This is a genomic window from Pseudomonas sp. CAN1 (assembly GCF_030462585.1).
GTDB lineage: Bacteria > Pseudomonadota > Gammaproteobacteria > Pseudomonadales > Pseudomonadaceae > Pseudomonas.
On the sequence record NZ_JASMRU010000002.1, the window covers coordinates 161,149 to 175,624 of the forward strand.

General features: G+C 66.0%; 12 protein-coding genes and 1 riboswitch. Of the genes, 8 read left to right on the top strand and 4 right to left on the bottom strand.

The annotated features are described in order from the left end of the window. Positions 1–155 precede the first annotated feature (155 nt). Entirely contained in the window at positions 156–2,105 is a 1,950-nt protein-coding gene (locus tag QO207_RS03665) for an FAD-dependent oxidoreductase (protein ID WP_301531231.1), read from the bottom strand. Positions 2,106–2,178: 73 nt separating this feature from the next. Next, the gene (locus tag QO207_RS03670; RefSeq protein ID WP_301531232.1) at positions 2,179–2,529 is read right to left on the bottom strand and encodes a cupin domain-containing protein; all 351 of its coding nucleotides are present in this window, start codon (positions 2,527–2,529) and stop codon (positions 2,179–2,181) included. Between the two features lie 335 nt (positions 2,530–2,864). On the opposite strand from QO207_RS03670, the gene QO207_RS03675 reads away from it, so the two are divergent. Together QO207_RS03675 and QO207_RS03680 are read left to right on the top strand one after the other, a co-directional pair. Further along, positions 2,865–3,938 (top strand): ABC transporter substrate-binding protein, encoded by a 1,074-nt coding sequence (locus QO207_RS03675; protein ID WP_301531233.1) that lies wholly within the window; start codon positions 2,865–2,867, stop codon positions 3,936–3,938. 65 nt (positions 3,939–4,003) lie between these two features. Beyond that, positions 4,004–4,798 (top strand): class II aldolase/adducin family protein, encoded by a 795-nt coding sequence (locus QO207_RS03680; RefSeq protein ID WP_301531234.1) that lies wholly within the window; start codon positions 4,004–4,006, stop codon positions 4,796–4,798. A gap of 583 nt (positions 4,799–5,381) precedes the next feature. Here QO207_RS03680 and QO207_RS03685 read toward each other — a convergent pair. Further along, a complete protein-coding gene (locus tag QO207_RS03685; protein WP_301531235.1) occupies positions 5,382–6,836 on the bottom strand; it encodes a TolC family outer membrane protein in 1,455 nt (484 codons plus the stop codon). A 173-nt stretch (positions 6,837–7,009) separates the two neighbouring features. After that, positions 7,010–7,117: riboswitch (TPP riboswitch) on the top strand. A 112-nt stretch (positions 7,118–7,229) separates the two neighbouring features. Here QO207_RS03685 and thiC point away from each other — a divergent pair. After that, on the top strand, positions 7,230–9,110 hold the full coding sequence (gene thiC / locus QO207_RS03690; protein ID WP_301531236.1) for a phosphomethylpyrimidine synthase ThiC: 1,881 nt from the start codon (positions 7,230–7,232) through the stop codon (positions 9,108–9,110). 163 nt (positions 9,111–9,273) lie between these two features. After that, a complete protein-coding gene (cytX, locus tag QO207_RS03695; RefSeq protein ID WP_301531237.1) occupies positions 9,274–10,560 on the top strand; it encodes a putative hydroxymethylpyrimidine transporter CytX in 1,287 nt (428 codons plus the stop codon). A 186-nt stretch (positions 10,561–10,746) separates the two neighbouring features. Here the strand turns inward: cytX and QO207_RS03700 are convergent, their stop codons facing one another. Beyond that, positions 10,747–11,499, bottom strand: coding sequence for an RsiV family protein (locus QO207_RS03700; RefSeq protein WP_301531238.1), 753 nt, complete (start codon positions 11,497–11,499; stop codon positions 10,747–10,749). Positions 11,500–11,728: 229 nt separating this feature from the next. Between QO207_RS03700 and QO207_RS03705 the strand changes: the two genes are divergently transcribed. The 4 genes from QO207_RS03705 (at position 11,729) to QO207_RS03720 (ending at position 14,469) form a co-directional block, all read left to right on the top strand. Next, the gene (locus tag QO207_RS03705; RefSeq protein ID WP_169936049.1) at positions 11,729–12,346 is read left to right on the top strand and encodes an NUDIX domain-containing protein; all 618 of its coding nucleotides are present in this window, start codon (positions 11,729–11,731) and stop codon (positions 12,344–12,346) included. Further along, positions 12,337–12,795 (top strand): DUF1249 domain-containing protein, encoded by a 459-nt coding sequence (locus QO207_RS03710; RefSeq protein ID WP_301531239.1) that lies wholly within the window; start codon positions 12,337–12,339, stop codon positions 12,793–12,795. Before QO207_RS03705 ends, QO207_RS03710 begins: the two co-directional genes overlap by 10 nt. Positions 12,796–12,954: 159 nt before the next feature. Next, positions 12,955–13,764 (top strand): 3',5'-cyclic-AMP phosphodiesterase, encoded by an 810-nt coding sequence (gene cpdA, locus QO207_RS03715; protein ID WP_301531240.1) that lies wholly within the window; start codon positions 12,955–12,957, stop codon positions 13,762–13,764. Between the two features lie 75 nt (positions 13,765–13,839). Further along, positions 13,840–14,469: a YqiA/YcfP family alpha/beta fold hydrolase gene (locus QO207_RS03720; RefSeq protein WP_301531241.1), complete on the top strand. Its 630-nt coding sequence runs from the start codon at positions 13,840–13,842 to the stop codon at positions 14,467–14,469. The last annotated feature ends 7 nt before the right edge of the window (positions 14,470–14,476 follow it).

A 14,476-nucleotide genomic window follows, 5' to 3' on the forward strand; every position in this document is an offset into this window, starting at 1 on the left:
GGTCCTGGCGATTGGCGTCGTGAGGCATTCTAAACAATGCGCCGGGACTGTGGACCGTTTGCTTTTCGTAGGAGCGAGCTTGCTCGCGAACGGGTATCCCGGCCACTTCGGCATAGGATGGTTCGCGAGCAAGCTCGCTCCTACAAAAGCGCTGTTCAGATCGCCCACCCCGCCTTGAGCCCCTCGTAGATCGCTTCTTCCGCCGTGCGCGGCGCCAGGCAGTCGCCGATGCGGCGGACTTCGGCGAGGTCGGCGATCTCGCCGGCCAGTTCGTCCACCGGCTGGTGGCCCTGGCAGAGCACCAGGGTGTCGATGTTTTCCACCAGCATCGGCTCGCCGCTGGCGGTGTGCTGCAGGTAGACGGTGCTGTCGTCGACGCCGTACAGGCGGGCGTAGGGGGTGATGGTGATGCCCAGGCGGTGCAGCTCGCCGGCCATGTGGTCACGAACGTAGAGCGGCAGGCTCTCGCCGGCGTGGGTGCCGTTCACCGCCAGGTGCACCTGGTGGCCGTCGCGCACCAGGCGCTCGGCGATGCCGGGGGCGATCCAGTCGGCGCGCCAGTCGGTGACCAGCACCGAGCGGCCCAGCTTCACGTCGCCGCGCAGCACCTGCCAGGCGTCCACCACCTGCAGTTCGCCGGCTTCCTCGTAGGGCGGGCGATAGGGTTTGGCGCCGGTGGCGACTATCACCACGTCGGGGCGCTCCTGCTCGACCAATGCGCGGTCGACGCGGGTGTTGCGGCGTACTTCGACGCCGGCCAGTTGCATCTCGCGTTGCAGGTTGGTGGAGGCACCACCGAACTCCGCGCGACGCGGCAGCAGTTGGGCGAGGTTGACCTGGCCGCCGAGCTGGGCACTGGCTTCACAAAGGGTGACTTGGTGGCCGCGCTGGGCCGCGACGGCAGCCGCCTTCATGCCCGCCGGCCCACCGCCGACCACCAGCACGCGCTTGCGCTGGGTGGCCATCTTGCGTTCGGAATAGATCAGCTCGCGGCCGGTTTCCGGGTGCTGGATGCAGGAGATCGGGTAGCCGCGGTGGAAGTGGCCGATGCACGCCTGGTTGCAGGCGATGCAGGCGCGCACGTCCTCGACGTGGCCGCTTTCGGTCTTGCTCGGCATCTTCGGGTCGCAGATCAGCGCGCGGGTCATGCCGCAGACGTCGGCCTGGCCACGGGCGACGATCAGCTCGGCTTCCTGCGGCTGGTTGATGCGCCCGGTGACGAACAGCGGAATCTTCAGGTTGCGCTTGAAAGTGCCGGCCTCGTTGGCCAGGTAGGCCGCTTCGACGGCCATCGGCGGGACGATGTGGATGGCGCCGCCAAGCGACGCCGAGGTGCCGGCGACGATGTGCACGTAGTCCAGCGAGTTCTGCAGGCCTTTCACGCCCTGCAGCGATTCGTCTTCGGTAAGGCCTTCGGGGTCGCGCTCATCGGCGGAGATGCGCAGGCCGATGATGAAGTTTTCGTCGGTGGCGGCGCGCACGGCGGCGATCACTTCGCGGGTGAAGCGCAGGCGCGCGTCGAGGTCGCCGTTGTAGCCGTCGCTGCGGCGGTTCACCCGTGGGTTGAGGAACTGCGCTGGCAGGTAGCCGTGGCTGGCGACCACTTCCACGCCGTCGATGCCGGCGGTATGCAGGCGCCGTGCGGCGTCGGCGTAGCCCTGGATGATCTCGTCGATCATCGCCTGGCTCAGCTCGCGGGGCATCACCCGGAAACGTTCGTTGGGCGAGGCGGACGGCGCGTAGGCCACGGCCAGCAGGCCGTCGCTGGATTCCATGATCTCCCGGCCGGGGTGGAATACCTGGGACAGCACCACGGTGCCCTCCGCATGGCACGCCTCGGCGATGCGCCGGTAGCCGGGGATGCACTCGTCATCGGTGGCCATCAGCACGTGGGAGGTGTAGCGGGCGCTGTCGTGCACGCCAGCCACCTGTAGCACGATCAGGCCGACGCCGCCCTTGGCGCGGGCGGTGTGGTAGGCCACCAACTGGTCGTTGACCAGGTTGTCGGTGGGCATCGAGGTGTCGTGCCCGGTGGACATGATGCGGTTCTTCAGCTCCTTGCCACGGATGCGCAGCGGGCTGAACAGGTGGGGAAACTGGCTCATCGGGCAACTCCGGATTCTTGTTGTGGTGGTGCAGCGTTGAAACGCCGGCCGCGTCGGGCGGCCGGGGGCGAACTCAGGCGTTGCGCGCCTGCCAGTCCACCGGGTAGAGCGCGTAGAACACGCAGGCTTTCTCGCCTTCGTAGGCCAGCGGGGTGCGTTCAGGGACCCAGATCACGTCGCCCGGCTTGGCGTCAATCACCTGGTCGGCCAGGCGCAGGCGGAAGTTGCCTTCCAGCACCACGATCAGCTCGTCGTAGAGCACCGTCCACTCGATGGACACACCGTCGAAGCGGGCCAGGCCCGCGCCCATGGTCTCGCTGTCCGCCGGGCCGATCAGCCGGCAGATGGCGGCGCGCTCAGGGTCTTGCCCGCCGTAGGGCTGGAACTGCAGGGCGGATTGCTGGAAGTGACGGACCTGGGACACGGCGGCTTCTCCTGATACGGAAAATGTTGTTTAAGTTCTTCCTATGGAAATTTACCGCTAGTAAAAAATCAACTTGTTTTTTTAAAAGTGACTGGGTAGTTTCGATAGCGCACCCGGAGTACTCCGGGGCAACCGCGACGTGCTCCACAACAACTACAAGAGGAGAGGCGCATGAACCGTCCCGTACGGTCTCCCCTCGCCTGGCGGGCCCACCCGCTGGCAATCGATTTCGCTCTGCCCTGCCTTCCTTGCAACGTTGTTTCGGCGCGCCCGTCCAGCGTGTGCGCGGCCATCCCGGCTGCGCCCATGGCCAACTACGACTGGGGGTATGCTCGATGACTTTCCACCGCAACACCTGCCACAAGCGCTCCTTCCTCAAGACCGCCGTCTCGCCCCTGCTGCTCGCCCTCGGGCTGAGCTGCGCCGCCGCCCAGGCTGCCGAGAACATGGTGGTGGTCGGTTACGGCGGCGCCGGGCAGAAGGCCCAGGACGCGGCCTTCTTCCAGCCATTTAGCAAGCAGTCCGGGGTTGGCGTGACCCAGACCGAGTACAACGGTGAAATGGCCCGTATCAAGGTGATGGCCGACACCGGCCATGCCGACTGGGACGTGGTGCAGATCGAAGGCCCGGACCTGGCCCGTGGCTGCGACGAGGGCCTGTTCGTGCCGCTGGACTGGCAGCAGATCGGCAACAAGGACCAACTGATCCCCAACGCCGCCAAGGACTGCGGTTCCGCCGCTCTGGTCTGGGGCGTGGCCATCGCCTACGACGCCGATAAGCTGAAGCCGGCGCCGCAGTCCTGGGCGGATTTCTGGGACGTGAAGAAATTCCCCGGCAAGCGCGGCCTGCGCAAGCGCGCCATCTACAACCTGGAGTTCGCCCTGATGGCCGACGGCGTGAAGCCGGCGGACGTCTACAAGGAGCTGGGCACCAAGGCCGGGGTCGACCGGGCCTTCGCCAAGCTCGACCAGATCAAGCCCTACGTGCAGTGGTGGGAAGCCGGCGCGCAACCGCCGCAGTGGTTGGCCGCCGGTGACGTGGTGATGACCACCACCTACACCGGGCGCATCGCCGATGCCTTCAAGGCCGGGCGCAACCTGCAGCTGGTCTGGCCGGGCAGCCTGTACGGCATGGACTACTGGGCGATCATCAAGGGCTCCACGCACGTCGATGCGGCCAAGCGCTTCATCGCCTTCGCCAACGGCGCCGATGCGCAAGTCGACTACGTGAAGCACATTGCGTATGGTCCGACCAACACGCAGGCCGCCGAACGCCTGCCGGCCGACCTCGCTGGCTGGGTGCCGACCTCGAAGCAGAACCTGCCCGTGGGCCTGGCGATGGACGACGAGTTCTGGGTTGACCACGGCGAGGAGCTGGAAGAACGCTTCAACGCCTGGGCCGCGCAATAACCGGGATGTGACCGTGGCGCCGGGGCAACTGCCCCGGCGCCTTTTGCCTTGAAGAGGAGAGCACCATGACGTCGCTGCAGGCGCCGGCCCCGAGCCGCGCCACCTGTTCGCCCGAAGAATGGAAACTGCGCGAGGAGCTGGCGGCCTGTTATCGCCTGATCGCGCACTACCGCATGACCGACCTGATCTTCACCCACATCTCGGTGCGCATCCCCGGCCCCGAACACCATTTCCTGATCAACCCGTACGGGCTGATGTTCGACGAGATCACCGCGTCGAGCCTGGTGAAGATCGACCTGTCCGGCCATGCCGTGGAGCCGTCGCCGTACAAGGTCAACCCGGCCGGCTTCGTGATCCACAGCGCCATTCATGGCGCCCGCGAAGACGCGCAGTGCGTGCTGCACACCCACACCCGCGCCGGTTGTGCGGTGGCGGCGCAGGCCTGCGGGTTGCTGCCGCTGAACCAGATCTCCCTGGAGTTTTACGGGCGCATCGGCTACCACGACTACGAAGGCATCGCCCTGTCGATGGACGAGCAGGAGCGCCTGGTGCGCGACCTGGGTGACCACTACGGGCTGATGCTGCGCAACCATGGGCTGCTGACCGTGGGCCAGACGGTGCAGCAGGCGTTCCTGCGCATGTACTACCTGGAGAAGGCCTGTGATATCCAGCTGGCGGCCCAGGCGGGCGGTGAGCTGGTGATTCCGCCGGATGAGGTGTGCCGTCACACCGAGCAACAGTTCAACGCCCCGGCAAGGCCGCTGGCGGAGGGGGAGTTGAGCGATCCGGATGGTTATGACCTGGCGTGGACGGCGTTGCTGAGGATGCTGGATCGGGTGTCGCCGGGGTATCGGGACTGATCGGCGCCTTCAGCCTTCGCTGCGGTGCCCCCGTGTAGGAGCGGACCTTGTCCGCGAAATCCCGCGCGGCGGAATCTGATGGCCTCGGCGTGATGCGAATGTCTTGGCTGGCAAGAAACGTAGGGCGTACAACCGTTCGCGGTTGTACGCCGATGCTTCTGGATTGGGGGCTTCACCTTGCCTTCCTGTTGGACGTACAGCGCCGCTTCGGTGTGCGCGGGGAGATTTGGTTTCGCCTCTCGGCGAGTCACTTCTTCCAAACGCCGAAGAAGTAACCAAGAAGGCTTGCCCCTCCATCCGGTTTTTCGCCTAGGCGAAAAATTCCCTCGTTGAATCGAAGTTTCAGAGGCACGCCACGACGGGCCATCCCTGGCCCATCGTGGCTCTCGCGACATCCATGTCGCTCAACCCCTGAAACTCCGCTTCAACGAGGCCTCCTGAAAGGGGCCGTTCGGAGTGTGCTGGGGTTTCGCTGGAAGTCTCTGAAGAGCCAGAGCTAGAGCTGAATCAAGAGCGATGCTGTCTGTAATCGGCACCAAAGAAAAAGCCCCGCATTGCGGGGCTTTTTCGTGGGGCTGCTGGATCAGTACTTGCCCTTGGAGTTCAGCTGCGCCTCGGCGGCCTTGGCCAGGTCCGGGGGGAGGAAGTCCTTGTCCGGGTTGTAGTCCGACTTGAGGTAGGCGCCCAGTGCCTCCAGGTCGGTCGGCGCGAGGGTGCCGGCGGTCTGCTTGAGGCTCAGGTTGTCGAGGATGTAGTCGTAGCGCGTGTTGTTGTAGTCGCGCACCGAGTTGTACAGCGAACGCTGGGCGTCCAGTACGTCGACGATGTTGCGGGTGCCGACCTGGTAGCCGATTTCGGTGGCTTCCAGCGAGCTCTGGTTGGAGATGATCGCCTGGCGGCGGGCCTTCACCTGCTCGACGTCGGTGTTCACCGCGCGGTGCTGGTTGCGGGCGTCCTGGACCACCTGGCGGCGCTGGCTTTCGCGCAGTTGCTCGCTCTGGTTCAGGCGCTGGTAGGCCTCGCGCACCTGGGAGCTGGTCAGGCCGCCGCTGTAGATCGGCACGTTCAGCTGCAGGCCGATCGTGCTCTGGTCGACGTACTTGCCGTAGTGCGGCTCGCCCGGCACGCCGGTGTTGGCGAAGCCCAGGGCGTCGTTGTCGCCCTTCTGGTACTGGGCTACGGCGTCGACGGTCGGCAGGTGGCCGGCCTTGCGCTGGCGCAGGGTCTCTTCGGCGGCGTCGACCGCGTAGTTGCTGGCCTGCAGGCGCAGGTTCTGTTGCACCGAGGTGTCCACCCAGGCCTTGGCGTCGTTGGGGATCGGCGCAACGACCGGCAGCGAGTGGAGGATGCCCTCGATGGAGCTGTATTCGCGGTTGGTCAGGGTGACCAGCGCCTGGAAGGCGTCATCCACCTGGCGTTCGGCGACGATCCGGTTGGCCCGCGCGGTGTCGTAGCCGGCCTGGGATTCGAGCACGTCGGTCTTGTCGGAGAGGCCGACGTCGAAGCGTTCGTTGGACTGGTCGAGCTGGCGCTTGAACGCCGCTTCCTCGGCCTTGCTGGCAGCCAGGTTGTCCTGGGCGCGGAGCACGCCGAAGTAGGTCTGCGCGGTCTGCAGGATCAGCTGCTGCTGGGTCGCGGAGAATTCCAGCTGGGCCTGTTCGGTGGTGTTTTCCGCAGCCTTGAGCTGGAACCAGCGATCGGCACGGAACAGCGGCTGGCTGAGGGTCGCCTGCACCAGCTGGGTGTTGCGGTTCAGCGTGGCGCTGGGGGTGTCCAGCGAGGTGCGGGTCGAGCCAGTGCTGGCGCCGGCATTGATCTGCGGCAGCAGGCCGGAGCGCGCCTGGGGTACGGCTTCCTTGCGCGCCATGTAGTCGGCCTGGGCGGCGGCGAGGTCGGCGTTGTTGTCGACAGCGTCCTTGTAGACGCTGATCAGGTCGGTCTTGGTGGGCAGAGGTGTAGCAGCCGGAGCGGGCTGTGCAGCCCAGGCAAAGCCTGTCGTTGCGGCAACAGCGACAGCCAGAGAGAGTCTGCGCAGCATTCGTTCGTCCTGGAAAGTGATGCGAGGTGGGGCAAGGCTACGGTCGCCGCCTGCGGCGGTCAAGGCACGTTCGTACGAGCCTTCCGAGGCAGGAGTGTAGCTGCCTGTAGGTTGCCGCGAAGAATTCTGTCAGACGGCGTTGGCTAATCCCTGTTCACTTGATTAGACTGCGGGCGTTCTTGTCGGGGTGCCCCATTGCGAGGGGCTGAGATCGGATAGTTCCGGATCCCGTTGAACCTGATCGGGTTAGCACCCGCGTAGGGAACAAGAAGTACGCATCCCGCGGCGCATTCCGCCCCGGCCCCAGCCCTTTCCGGGGTGCGTCCCTTCGCTGCAGCAAGCAGCTCCTCTCGTCCCAGGTTCTCCCCGGCAATCAACCCCAGGAGAGCCAGGATGAGCACCCAGAAAAACAACGTCACCCGCCTTGAACAGCTGGACCGCCAGTCGACCCAGCCCTTTCCGAATTCGCAGAAGGTCTACCTGACCGGCTCGCGCCCGGACATTCGCGTCCCCGTGCGGGAAATTTCCCTCGCCGACACGCCCACCGCCTTCGGGGGTGAGAAGAATGCTCCGGTGATGGTCTACGACACCTCCGGCCCCTACACCGACCCGAACGTGCGCATCGACCTGCGCAAGGGCCTGCCGGACGTGCGTTCGCGCTGGATCGACGAGCGCGGCGACACCGAAATCCTCCCCGGCCTGACCTCCGAGTTCGGCCAGTCGCGCCTGGCCGACGCCAGCCTCGACGCCCTGCGCTTCGCCCACGTGCGCACCCCGCGCCGCGCCAAGGCCGGCGGCAACGTCACGCAGATGCACTACGCGCGCCAGGGCATCATCACGCCGGAGATGGAATACATCGCCATCCGCGAGAACATGAAGCTGCAGGAAGCCCGCGCCGCTGGCCTGCTCGACGCCCAGCATCCGGGGCAGAGCTTCGGGGCGAGCATTCCGAAGGAAATCACCCCCGAGTTCGTCCGTGACGAAGTGGCCCGCGGCCGCGCGATCATCCCGGCGAACATCAACCACATCGAACTGGAACCGATGATCATCGGCCGCAACTTCCTGGTGAAGGTCAACGGCAACATCGGCAACAGCGCGCTGGGTTCCTCCATCGAGGAAGAAGTGGAGAAACTCACCTGGGGCATCCGCTGGGGCGCCGACACGGTGATGGACCTGTCCACCGGCAAGCACATCCACGAGACCCGCGAGTGGATCCTGCGCAACAGCCCGGTGCCCATCGGCACCGTGCCGATCTACCAGGCACTGGAGAAGGTCAACGGCGTCGCCGAGGACCTGACCTGGGAAATCTTCCGCGACACCCTGATCGAACAGGCCGAGCAGGGCGTGGACTACTTCACCATCCACGCCGGCGTGCTGCTGCGCTACGTGCCGCTGACCGCCAAGCGTGTCACCGGCATCGTTTCCCGTGGCGGCTCGATCATGGCCAAGTGGTGCCTGGCCCATCACCAGGAGAATTTCCTCTACACCCATTTCGAGGAAATCTGCCAGATCATGAAGGCCTACGACGTCAGCTTCTCGCTGGGCGACGGCCTGCGTCCGGGCTCGGTGGCCGACGCCAACGACGCCGCCCAGTTCGGCGAACTGGAGACCCTCGGCGAGCTGACCCGCATCGCCTGGAAGCATGACGTCCAGGTGCTGATCGAAGGCCCCGGCCACGTGCCTATGCACCTGATCAAGGAAAACATGGACAAGCAGCTGGAGTGCTGCGACGAGGCGCCGTTCTACACCCTCGGCCCGCTGACCACCGACATCGCGCCGGGCTACGACCACATCACCTCCGGCATCGGCGCGGCGATGATCGGCTGGTTCGGCTGCGCCATGCTCTGCTACGTCACGCCCAAGGAGCACCTGGGCCTGCCGAACAAGGATGACGTGAAGACCGGCATCATCACCTACAAGATCGCCGCCCACGCCGCCGACCTCGCCAAGGGCCATCCGGGCGCGCAGATCCGCGACAACGCGCTGTCCAAGGCGCGCTTCGAGTTCCGCTGGGAGGACCAGTTCAACCTCGGCCTCGACCCGGACACCGCCCGCGCCTTCCACGACGAGACCTTGCCCAAGGACTCGGCCAAGGTCGCGCACTTCTGCTCCATGTGCGGGCCGAAGTTCTGCTCCATGAAGATCACCCAGGAAGTCCGCGACTACGCCAAGGTGAATGGCCTGACCGACGAGCAGAAGGCCATCGAGGCCGGCTTCCAGGAGCAGGCCGCGCGCTTCAAGGACGAAGGCTCGGTGATCTACAAGCAGGTGTGACCGGTCGTGCTCACCCTTGATGACAAGGGTGGGCAGACTTGTAGGAGCGAGCTTGCTCGCGAACAGCTTTGCAGCGGAGCCGCCGGCGGGCACCGTTCGCGAGCAAGCTCGCTCCTACGAAAAACAACAAAATCCACTCCAACCTTCGAGCCCTGCACGCATCGTGACCACAACCACCATCGATTATTCACCGACTTCCGCCGTGGGCAGTGCCCAGCGCGTGCTCGGCCTGCGCGACCTGTTCTCCCTCTGGTTCTCCCTGGGCATAGGCCTGATGGTGCTGCAGACCGGCGCGCTGCTGGCGCCGGGCCTGGGCCTGGCCGGTGCGCTGGGCGCGATCCTGCTCGGCACCCTGGTCGGCGTGCTGCTGCTGGCCAGCGCCGGGGTGATCGGCACCGATACCGGCCTGTCCGCCATGGCCTCGCTCAAGCTCAGCCTGGGCAGCCACGGCGCCGCGCTGCCGGCGCTGCTCAACCTGCTGCAGCTGGTCGGCTGGGGCGCCTTCGAGATCATCGTCATGCGCGATGCCGCCAGCCTGCTGGCGACCCGCGCCTTCGGCGAAGGCAGCGCCTGGACCAGCCCGGCCCTGTGGACCCTGGTGTTCGGTGCACTGGCGACCCTGCTCGCAGTCGCCGGCCCGCTCGCCTTCGTGCGCAAGGTGCTGCGCCGCTGGGGCATCTGGCTGCTACTGGCCGCGTGCATCTGGCTGACCTTCGACCTGTTCCAGCGTGCCGACCTGGCCGCGCTCTGGGCCAAGGCCGGCGATGGCTCGCTGTCGTTCGCCGTGGGCTTCGACATCGCCATCGCCATGCCGTTGTCCTGGCTGCCGCTGATCGCCGACTACTCGCGCTTCGGCAAGCGCGCCGGGCACACCTTCACCGGCGCGGCGCTGGGCTTCTTCATCGGCTGCTTCTGGCTGATGGGTCTGGGCGTGGCCTACACCCTGGCTTTCGCCCAGGGCAGCGACGCCAATGCGCTGCTGCTGGCGCTGGCCGGAGCGGGCATGGGCATCCCGCTGCTGCTGATCCTGCTGGACGAATCGGAGAAGGCCTTCGCCGACATCCACTCGGCGGCGGTTTCCAGCGGCATCCTGCTGCCGCTCAAGGTCGAGCTGCTGGCCCTGGCCATCGGCGTGATCTGCACCCTGATCGCCTGGTTTGCGCCGCTTGAGCAGTACCAGAACTTCCTGCTGCTGATCGGCTCTGTGTTCGCCCCGCTGTTCGGCGTGGTGCTGGTCGACCACTTCGTCCTGCGCCGCCGCGCACCGGCCGCAATTCCCCACGGCCTGCGCTGGGGCTCGCTGCTGGCCTGGGGCGGTGGCGTGGTGGTGTATCACCTGCTGGCGAACTACCAGCCGGACCTGGGTGCGACCCTGCCGGCGCTGGTGGTGGCCGGTGTGTTGCAGCTGCTGCTGGGGCGTGTGGGTGCGAAGGTGCCGGCTGCGGCGTGATGTGGTTCGCGAGCAAGCTCGCTCCTACAAAAGCTGCTGCACCCTGTAGGAGCGAGCTTGCTCGCGAACACGCCCAATGCCGGCCTTGCCGGCTGATCGCGGATGAATCCGCTCCTACGCACGTGCTGAAGCGTGGCGTAGGAGCGGACTCCGTCCGCGATTGACTACCGGCCGCTGTGAACCAACCTACTGCGCTCCGCGCCCCGGGAAGTAATAGGTCTTCACGATGCCGTTCAGGCGCGGGTAGGGAATCTTCAGCTCCGGGTGCCCGACCGAGTGCGGGGCGATGCGGTCGATGTCGTACTTGAGCGTCATCGCGCCGAAGGTCAGGGCGAAGTGCTCGGTCGGCTGGAACGGCCAGTCCTTCGAGAAGTTCGGGTCCTGCTCGTCCAGCTTGTTCTGCAGGATCCACGCCTGGTGCGCCATACGCGCCACCTTCCAGAAGTTGTCCTCCTGGCCGGGCTGGAGAATGTCCTGCAGGGTGAGCACCTTGTGGATACGTCGATCATAATTGATGAACGCGCGGCCGGGCTGGCCGTACTCGCCGCCGGTGAAGCGATAGCTGGACAGCTCGATGATCACCAGACCGTCATGCTGCTCGCGGATCTTGGCTTGCAGGTAGCTGCTCCAGCCGGGCTGCGCCGAATCGAGGAAGCGCTTCTCGTAGATTTCCAGATTGGCCGGTGCCGCGCCGTCGCCTTCACGGGCCAGTTGCAGCAGCTGGGTATTGATCGCCTCGTTGAGCGCCGGCTCATCGTCGAAGCTGACGGTATCGAGGTTGAACAGCGGGCACTTCTCGCCCTGGCAACCCGGCTGCAGGTGTTCGAAGCTGACATGACGGGCGGTCAGCGGTTCGTCGAGTGCGGGCTTGAACAGACCCTGGCACGCCCCCAATAACAGGCCGATGCTGCACAGGGCTGCTAGTTTCAGAAGTCGCATGGGATTCCTTTTCATAGACGTTCGCCGGCAATGGAGTGGTTCGACCGCCATCGACGCTGCCGGTTCGGCGGCTGATTATGAACCACTTTGCGAACCACGGCTGCGGGCGGCGGTCACAGCCAGCCTGGCCGCCCGCCTGCCGGCAAAAGAGGCTGCGTCGCCCTCGGCGGCGCGATAGGATGGCGCGAAGTTCAACGTAACAGTGAGTAGGAACGGGAGTAGGAACGGGATGTCGGAAACGTTCAAGCCAGGCCCGCAGGATATCGAGATCCAGGAGCGCGAACAGTGCTTCAAGGGCTTCTACAAGGTCGACCGTCTGCGCCTTCGCCACCGCCAGTTCGCGGGTGGCATGGGGCCGTTGCTGACCCGCGAGTTGTTCGTGCGCCACGATGCCGTGTGCGTGCTGCCCTACGATCCGCAGCGCGATGAAGTGGTGCTGATCGAGCAGTTCCGCGTCGGTGCCATGGACGCCGGGGTCAACCCCTGGCTGATGGAGCTGGTCGCCGGGCTGATCGACAAGGACGAGGAGCCCGAGGAAGTCGCCCGCCGCGAAGCAGTGGAAGAGGCCGGCCTGACCCTCGGCGCGCTCTGGCCGATCGCCCAGTACCTGCCGTCGCCCGGTGGCAGCAACGAGCTGGTGCACCTGTTCGTCGGCCGCTGCGACAGCAGCAACGCCTCGGGCATCCACGGGCTGGAGGAGGAGGGCGAGGACATTCGCGTCCACGTCATGCCGTTCGAGGAAGCACTGCAGGCCGTGCGTGACGGTCGCATCAACAACGCGGCGAGCATGCTCGCCCTGCAATGGCTGGCGCTCAACCGCGCCGAGGTAAGGGGGTTATGGGTGTGAATCTGTTGCGCGAGCGCTATCGCGTCGACCTGGCGGGTCTGCAGGCGACCTGCGAGGCGAACTACTTGCGCCTGATGCGCCTGTTGCCGGAAATGCGCGAGACCCAGGTCTCGCGCCGCGTGGCGCTCAGCGAAGGCGAGCGGCTGCTCGGCGTGCTGGCGCTGGACGTGCTCGAAGCCTGCCCCTACACCACCGTGCTGCAGGTGCGCCAGGAGCTGGGCCTGCCCTGGCTGCCGGCGCCCAAGCTGGAAGTGCGGGTCTACCACGACGCGCGCATGGCCGAAGTGGTCGGCGCCGAACAGGCGCGCCGCCTGCTGGCGATCTATCCCTACCCGAACCAGGCGATGCACCAGCCGGACGAGAAGAACCAGCTCAACCAGTTTCTCGGCGAATGGCTGAGCCATTGCCTGTCCTGCGGCCACGAACTGGAGCCGGTGCTGCAACGCTGATATTGGTTTGATGGCCACCTGCCATGATAGGCTGTCCACCCATCGAACACTCGTGCCCCTAACTGTGATCTGTGACGCTTTCCCGGTTTGCCCAGGGAGGCGCCTGTCACCATACTCGTCACGAATCCCCCGGACGCCCGCCTCACAGGAGAAGGCGCATTGCCCACCCAGCCCACCGCTTCCGATTCCGTCCTGGTCGTCCAGCTGTCCGACAGCCACCTGTTCGCTGAAGAGAACGGCCGCCTGCTGGGCATGGACACCGCCGACAGCCTGACCCAGGTCGTGCGCCTGGTCGGCGAGGAGCAGCCGGCAATCGATCTGGTACTGGCCACGGGCGACCTGTCCCAGGATGGCTCGGTCGAGTCCTACCAGCGTTTCCGCGCCATCACCGCGCCGATCGCTGCGCCGACCCGCTGGTTCCCCGGCAATCACGACGAAATGCAGCCGATGCGCGCAGCCGCCGCCGGTACCGACCTGCTTGACCCGGTGATCGACCTGGGCGCCTGGCGGGTGATCCTGCTGGACTCCACCATCCCCGGCGCCGTGCCGGGGCAGATGACCGTCGAGCAGATCCAGCTGCTGGAACGCGCCATCCAGGCCGCGCCGGACAAGCACCTGCTGATCAGCTTCCATCACCATCCGGTACCCATCGGCAGCCAGTGGATGGACCGCATCGGCATCTACAACCCGGAACGCCTGTTCGCCGTCATCGACCGCTACCCCAACGTGCGCTGCCTGCTCTGGGGCCACGTGCACCAGGAGATCGACCAGATGCGCGGCGACGTGCGCCTGCTGGCCTCGCCGTCCACCTGCGTGCAGTTCACTCCCGGCAGCGAGGACTTCTGCGTCGACAGCCCGGCACCGGGCTACCGCTGGTTGCGGCTGATGGCCGACGGCGAAGTGCAGACCGGAGTGTCGCGAGTGACCGACATCGAGTTCGAAGTCGACTACAGCATCAAGGGCTATTGATCGGTCACGCTTCGAACGCCTTGCGACGCTGACCCACTTGCGGCATGCCACTTGCAACTTGTAGCCTCCCGGCCCATGACCGCATTCCTCTATATTCACGGATTCAACAGCTCGCCCGGTTCGCAGAAGGCGCGCCAGTTCATGGCTGCCATGCAGCGCCTGGGCCTGGCCGACCAGGTGCGCGTGCCCGCACTGCATCACCATCCGCGCCAGGCCATGGCGCAGCTGGAGTCCGCCGTCGCCGAACTGGGCCAGCCGCTGCTGATCGGCAGCTCCCTGGGCGGCTACTACTCGACCTACCTGGCCGAACGCCATGATCTGAAGGCCGTGCTGATCAACCCGGCCGTGGCGCCGCATCGACTGTTCGACGGCCAGCTCGGCCCGCAGACCAACTACTACAGCGGCGAGACCTGGGAACTGACCCTGGACCACGTCGCTGCACTGGCGGAACTGGAAGTCCCGGCCCCCGTCGAAGGCTCGCGCTACCAGGTGTGGCTGCAGACCGCCGACGAAACCCTCGACTACCGCGCCGCCGAGCGTTACTACCGCAACGCCGCGCTGCGCATCGAAGCCGGTGGCGACCACAGCTTCCAGCGCTTCGTCAGCCACCTGCCGGCGCTCCTGGCCTTTGCCGGGGTGTCTTCGAGCCAGTGGCGCGACGTGGATTTCTCCGAATTTGAAGCCATCACCTCTTCGACTGATTAAGCAGGAA

Excerpts from the sequence above, each read along its gene's own strand:
- QO207_RS03665 (WP_301531231.1), bottom strand. The coding sequence starts at position 2,105 with ATGAGCCAGTTTCCCCACCTGTTCAGCCCGCTGCGCATCCGTGGCAAG.
- QO207_RS03675 (WP_301531233.1), top strand. The coding sequence starts at position 2,865 with ATGACTTTCCACCGCAACACCTGCCACAAGCGCTCCTTCCTCAAGACC.
- QO207_RS03680 (WP_301531234.1), top strand. The coding sequence starts at position 4,004 with ATGACGTCGCTGCAGGCGCCGGCCCCGAGCCGCGCCACCTGTTCGCCC.
- QO207_RS03685 (WP_301531235.1), bottom strand. The coding sequence starts at position 6,836 with ATGCTGCGCAGACTCTCTCTGGCTGTCGCTGTTGCCGCAACGACAGGC.
- thiC (WP_301531236.1), top strand. The coding sequence starts at position 7,230 with ATGAGCACCCAGAAAAACAACGTCACCCGCCTTGAACAGCTGGACCGC.
- QO207_RS03700 (WP_301531238.1), bottom strand. The coding sequence starts at position 11,499 with ATGCGACTTCTGAAACTAGCAGCCCTGTGCAGCATCGGCCTGTTATTG.
- QO207_RS03705 (WP_169936049.1), top strand. The coding sequence starts at position 11,729 with ATGTCGGAAACGTTCAAGCCAGGCCCGCAGGATATCGAGATCCAGGAG.
- QO207_RS03710 (WP_301531239.1), top strand. The coding sequence starts at position 12,337 with ATGGGTGTGAATCTGTTGCGCGAGCGCTATCGCGTCGACCTGGCGGGT.
- QO207_RS03720 (WP_301531241.1), top strand. The coding sequence starts at position 13,840 with ATGACCGCATTCCTCTATATTCACGGATTCAACAGCTCGCCCGGTTCG.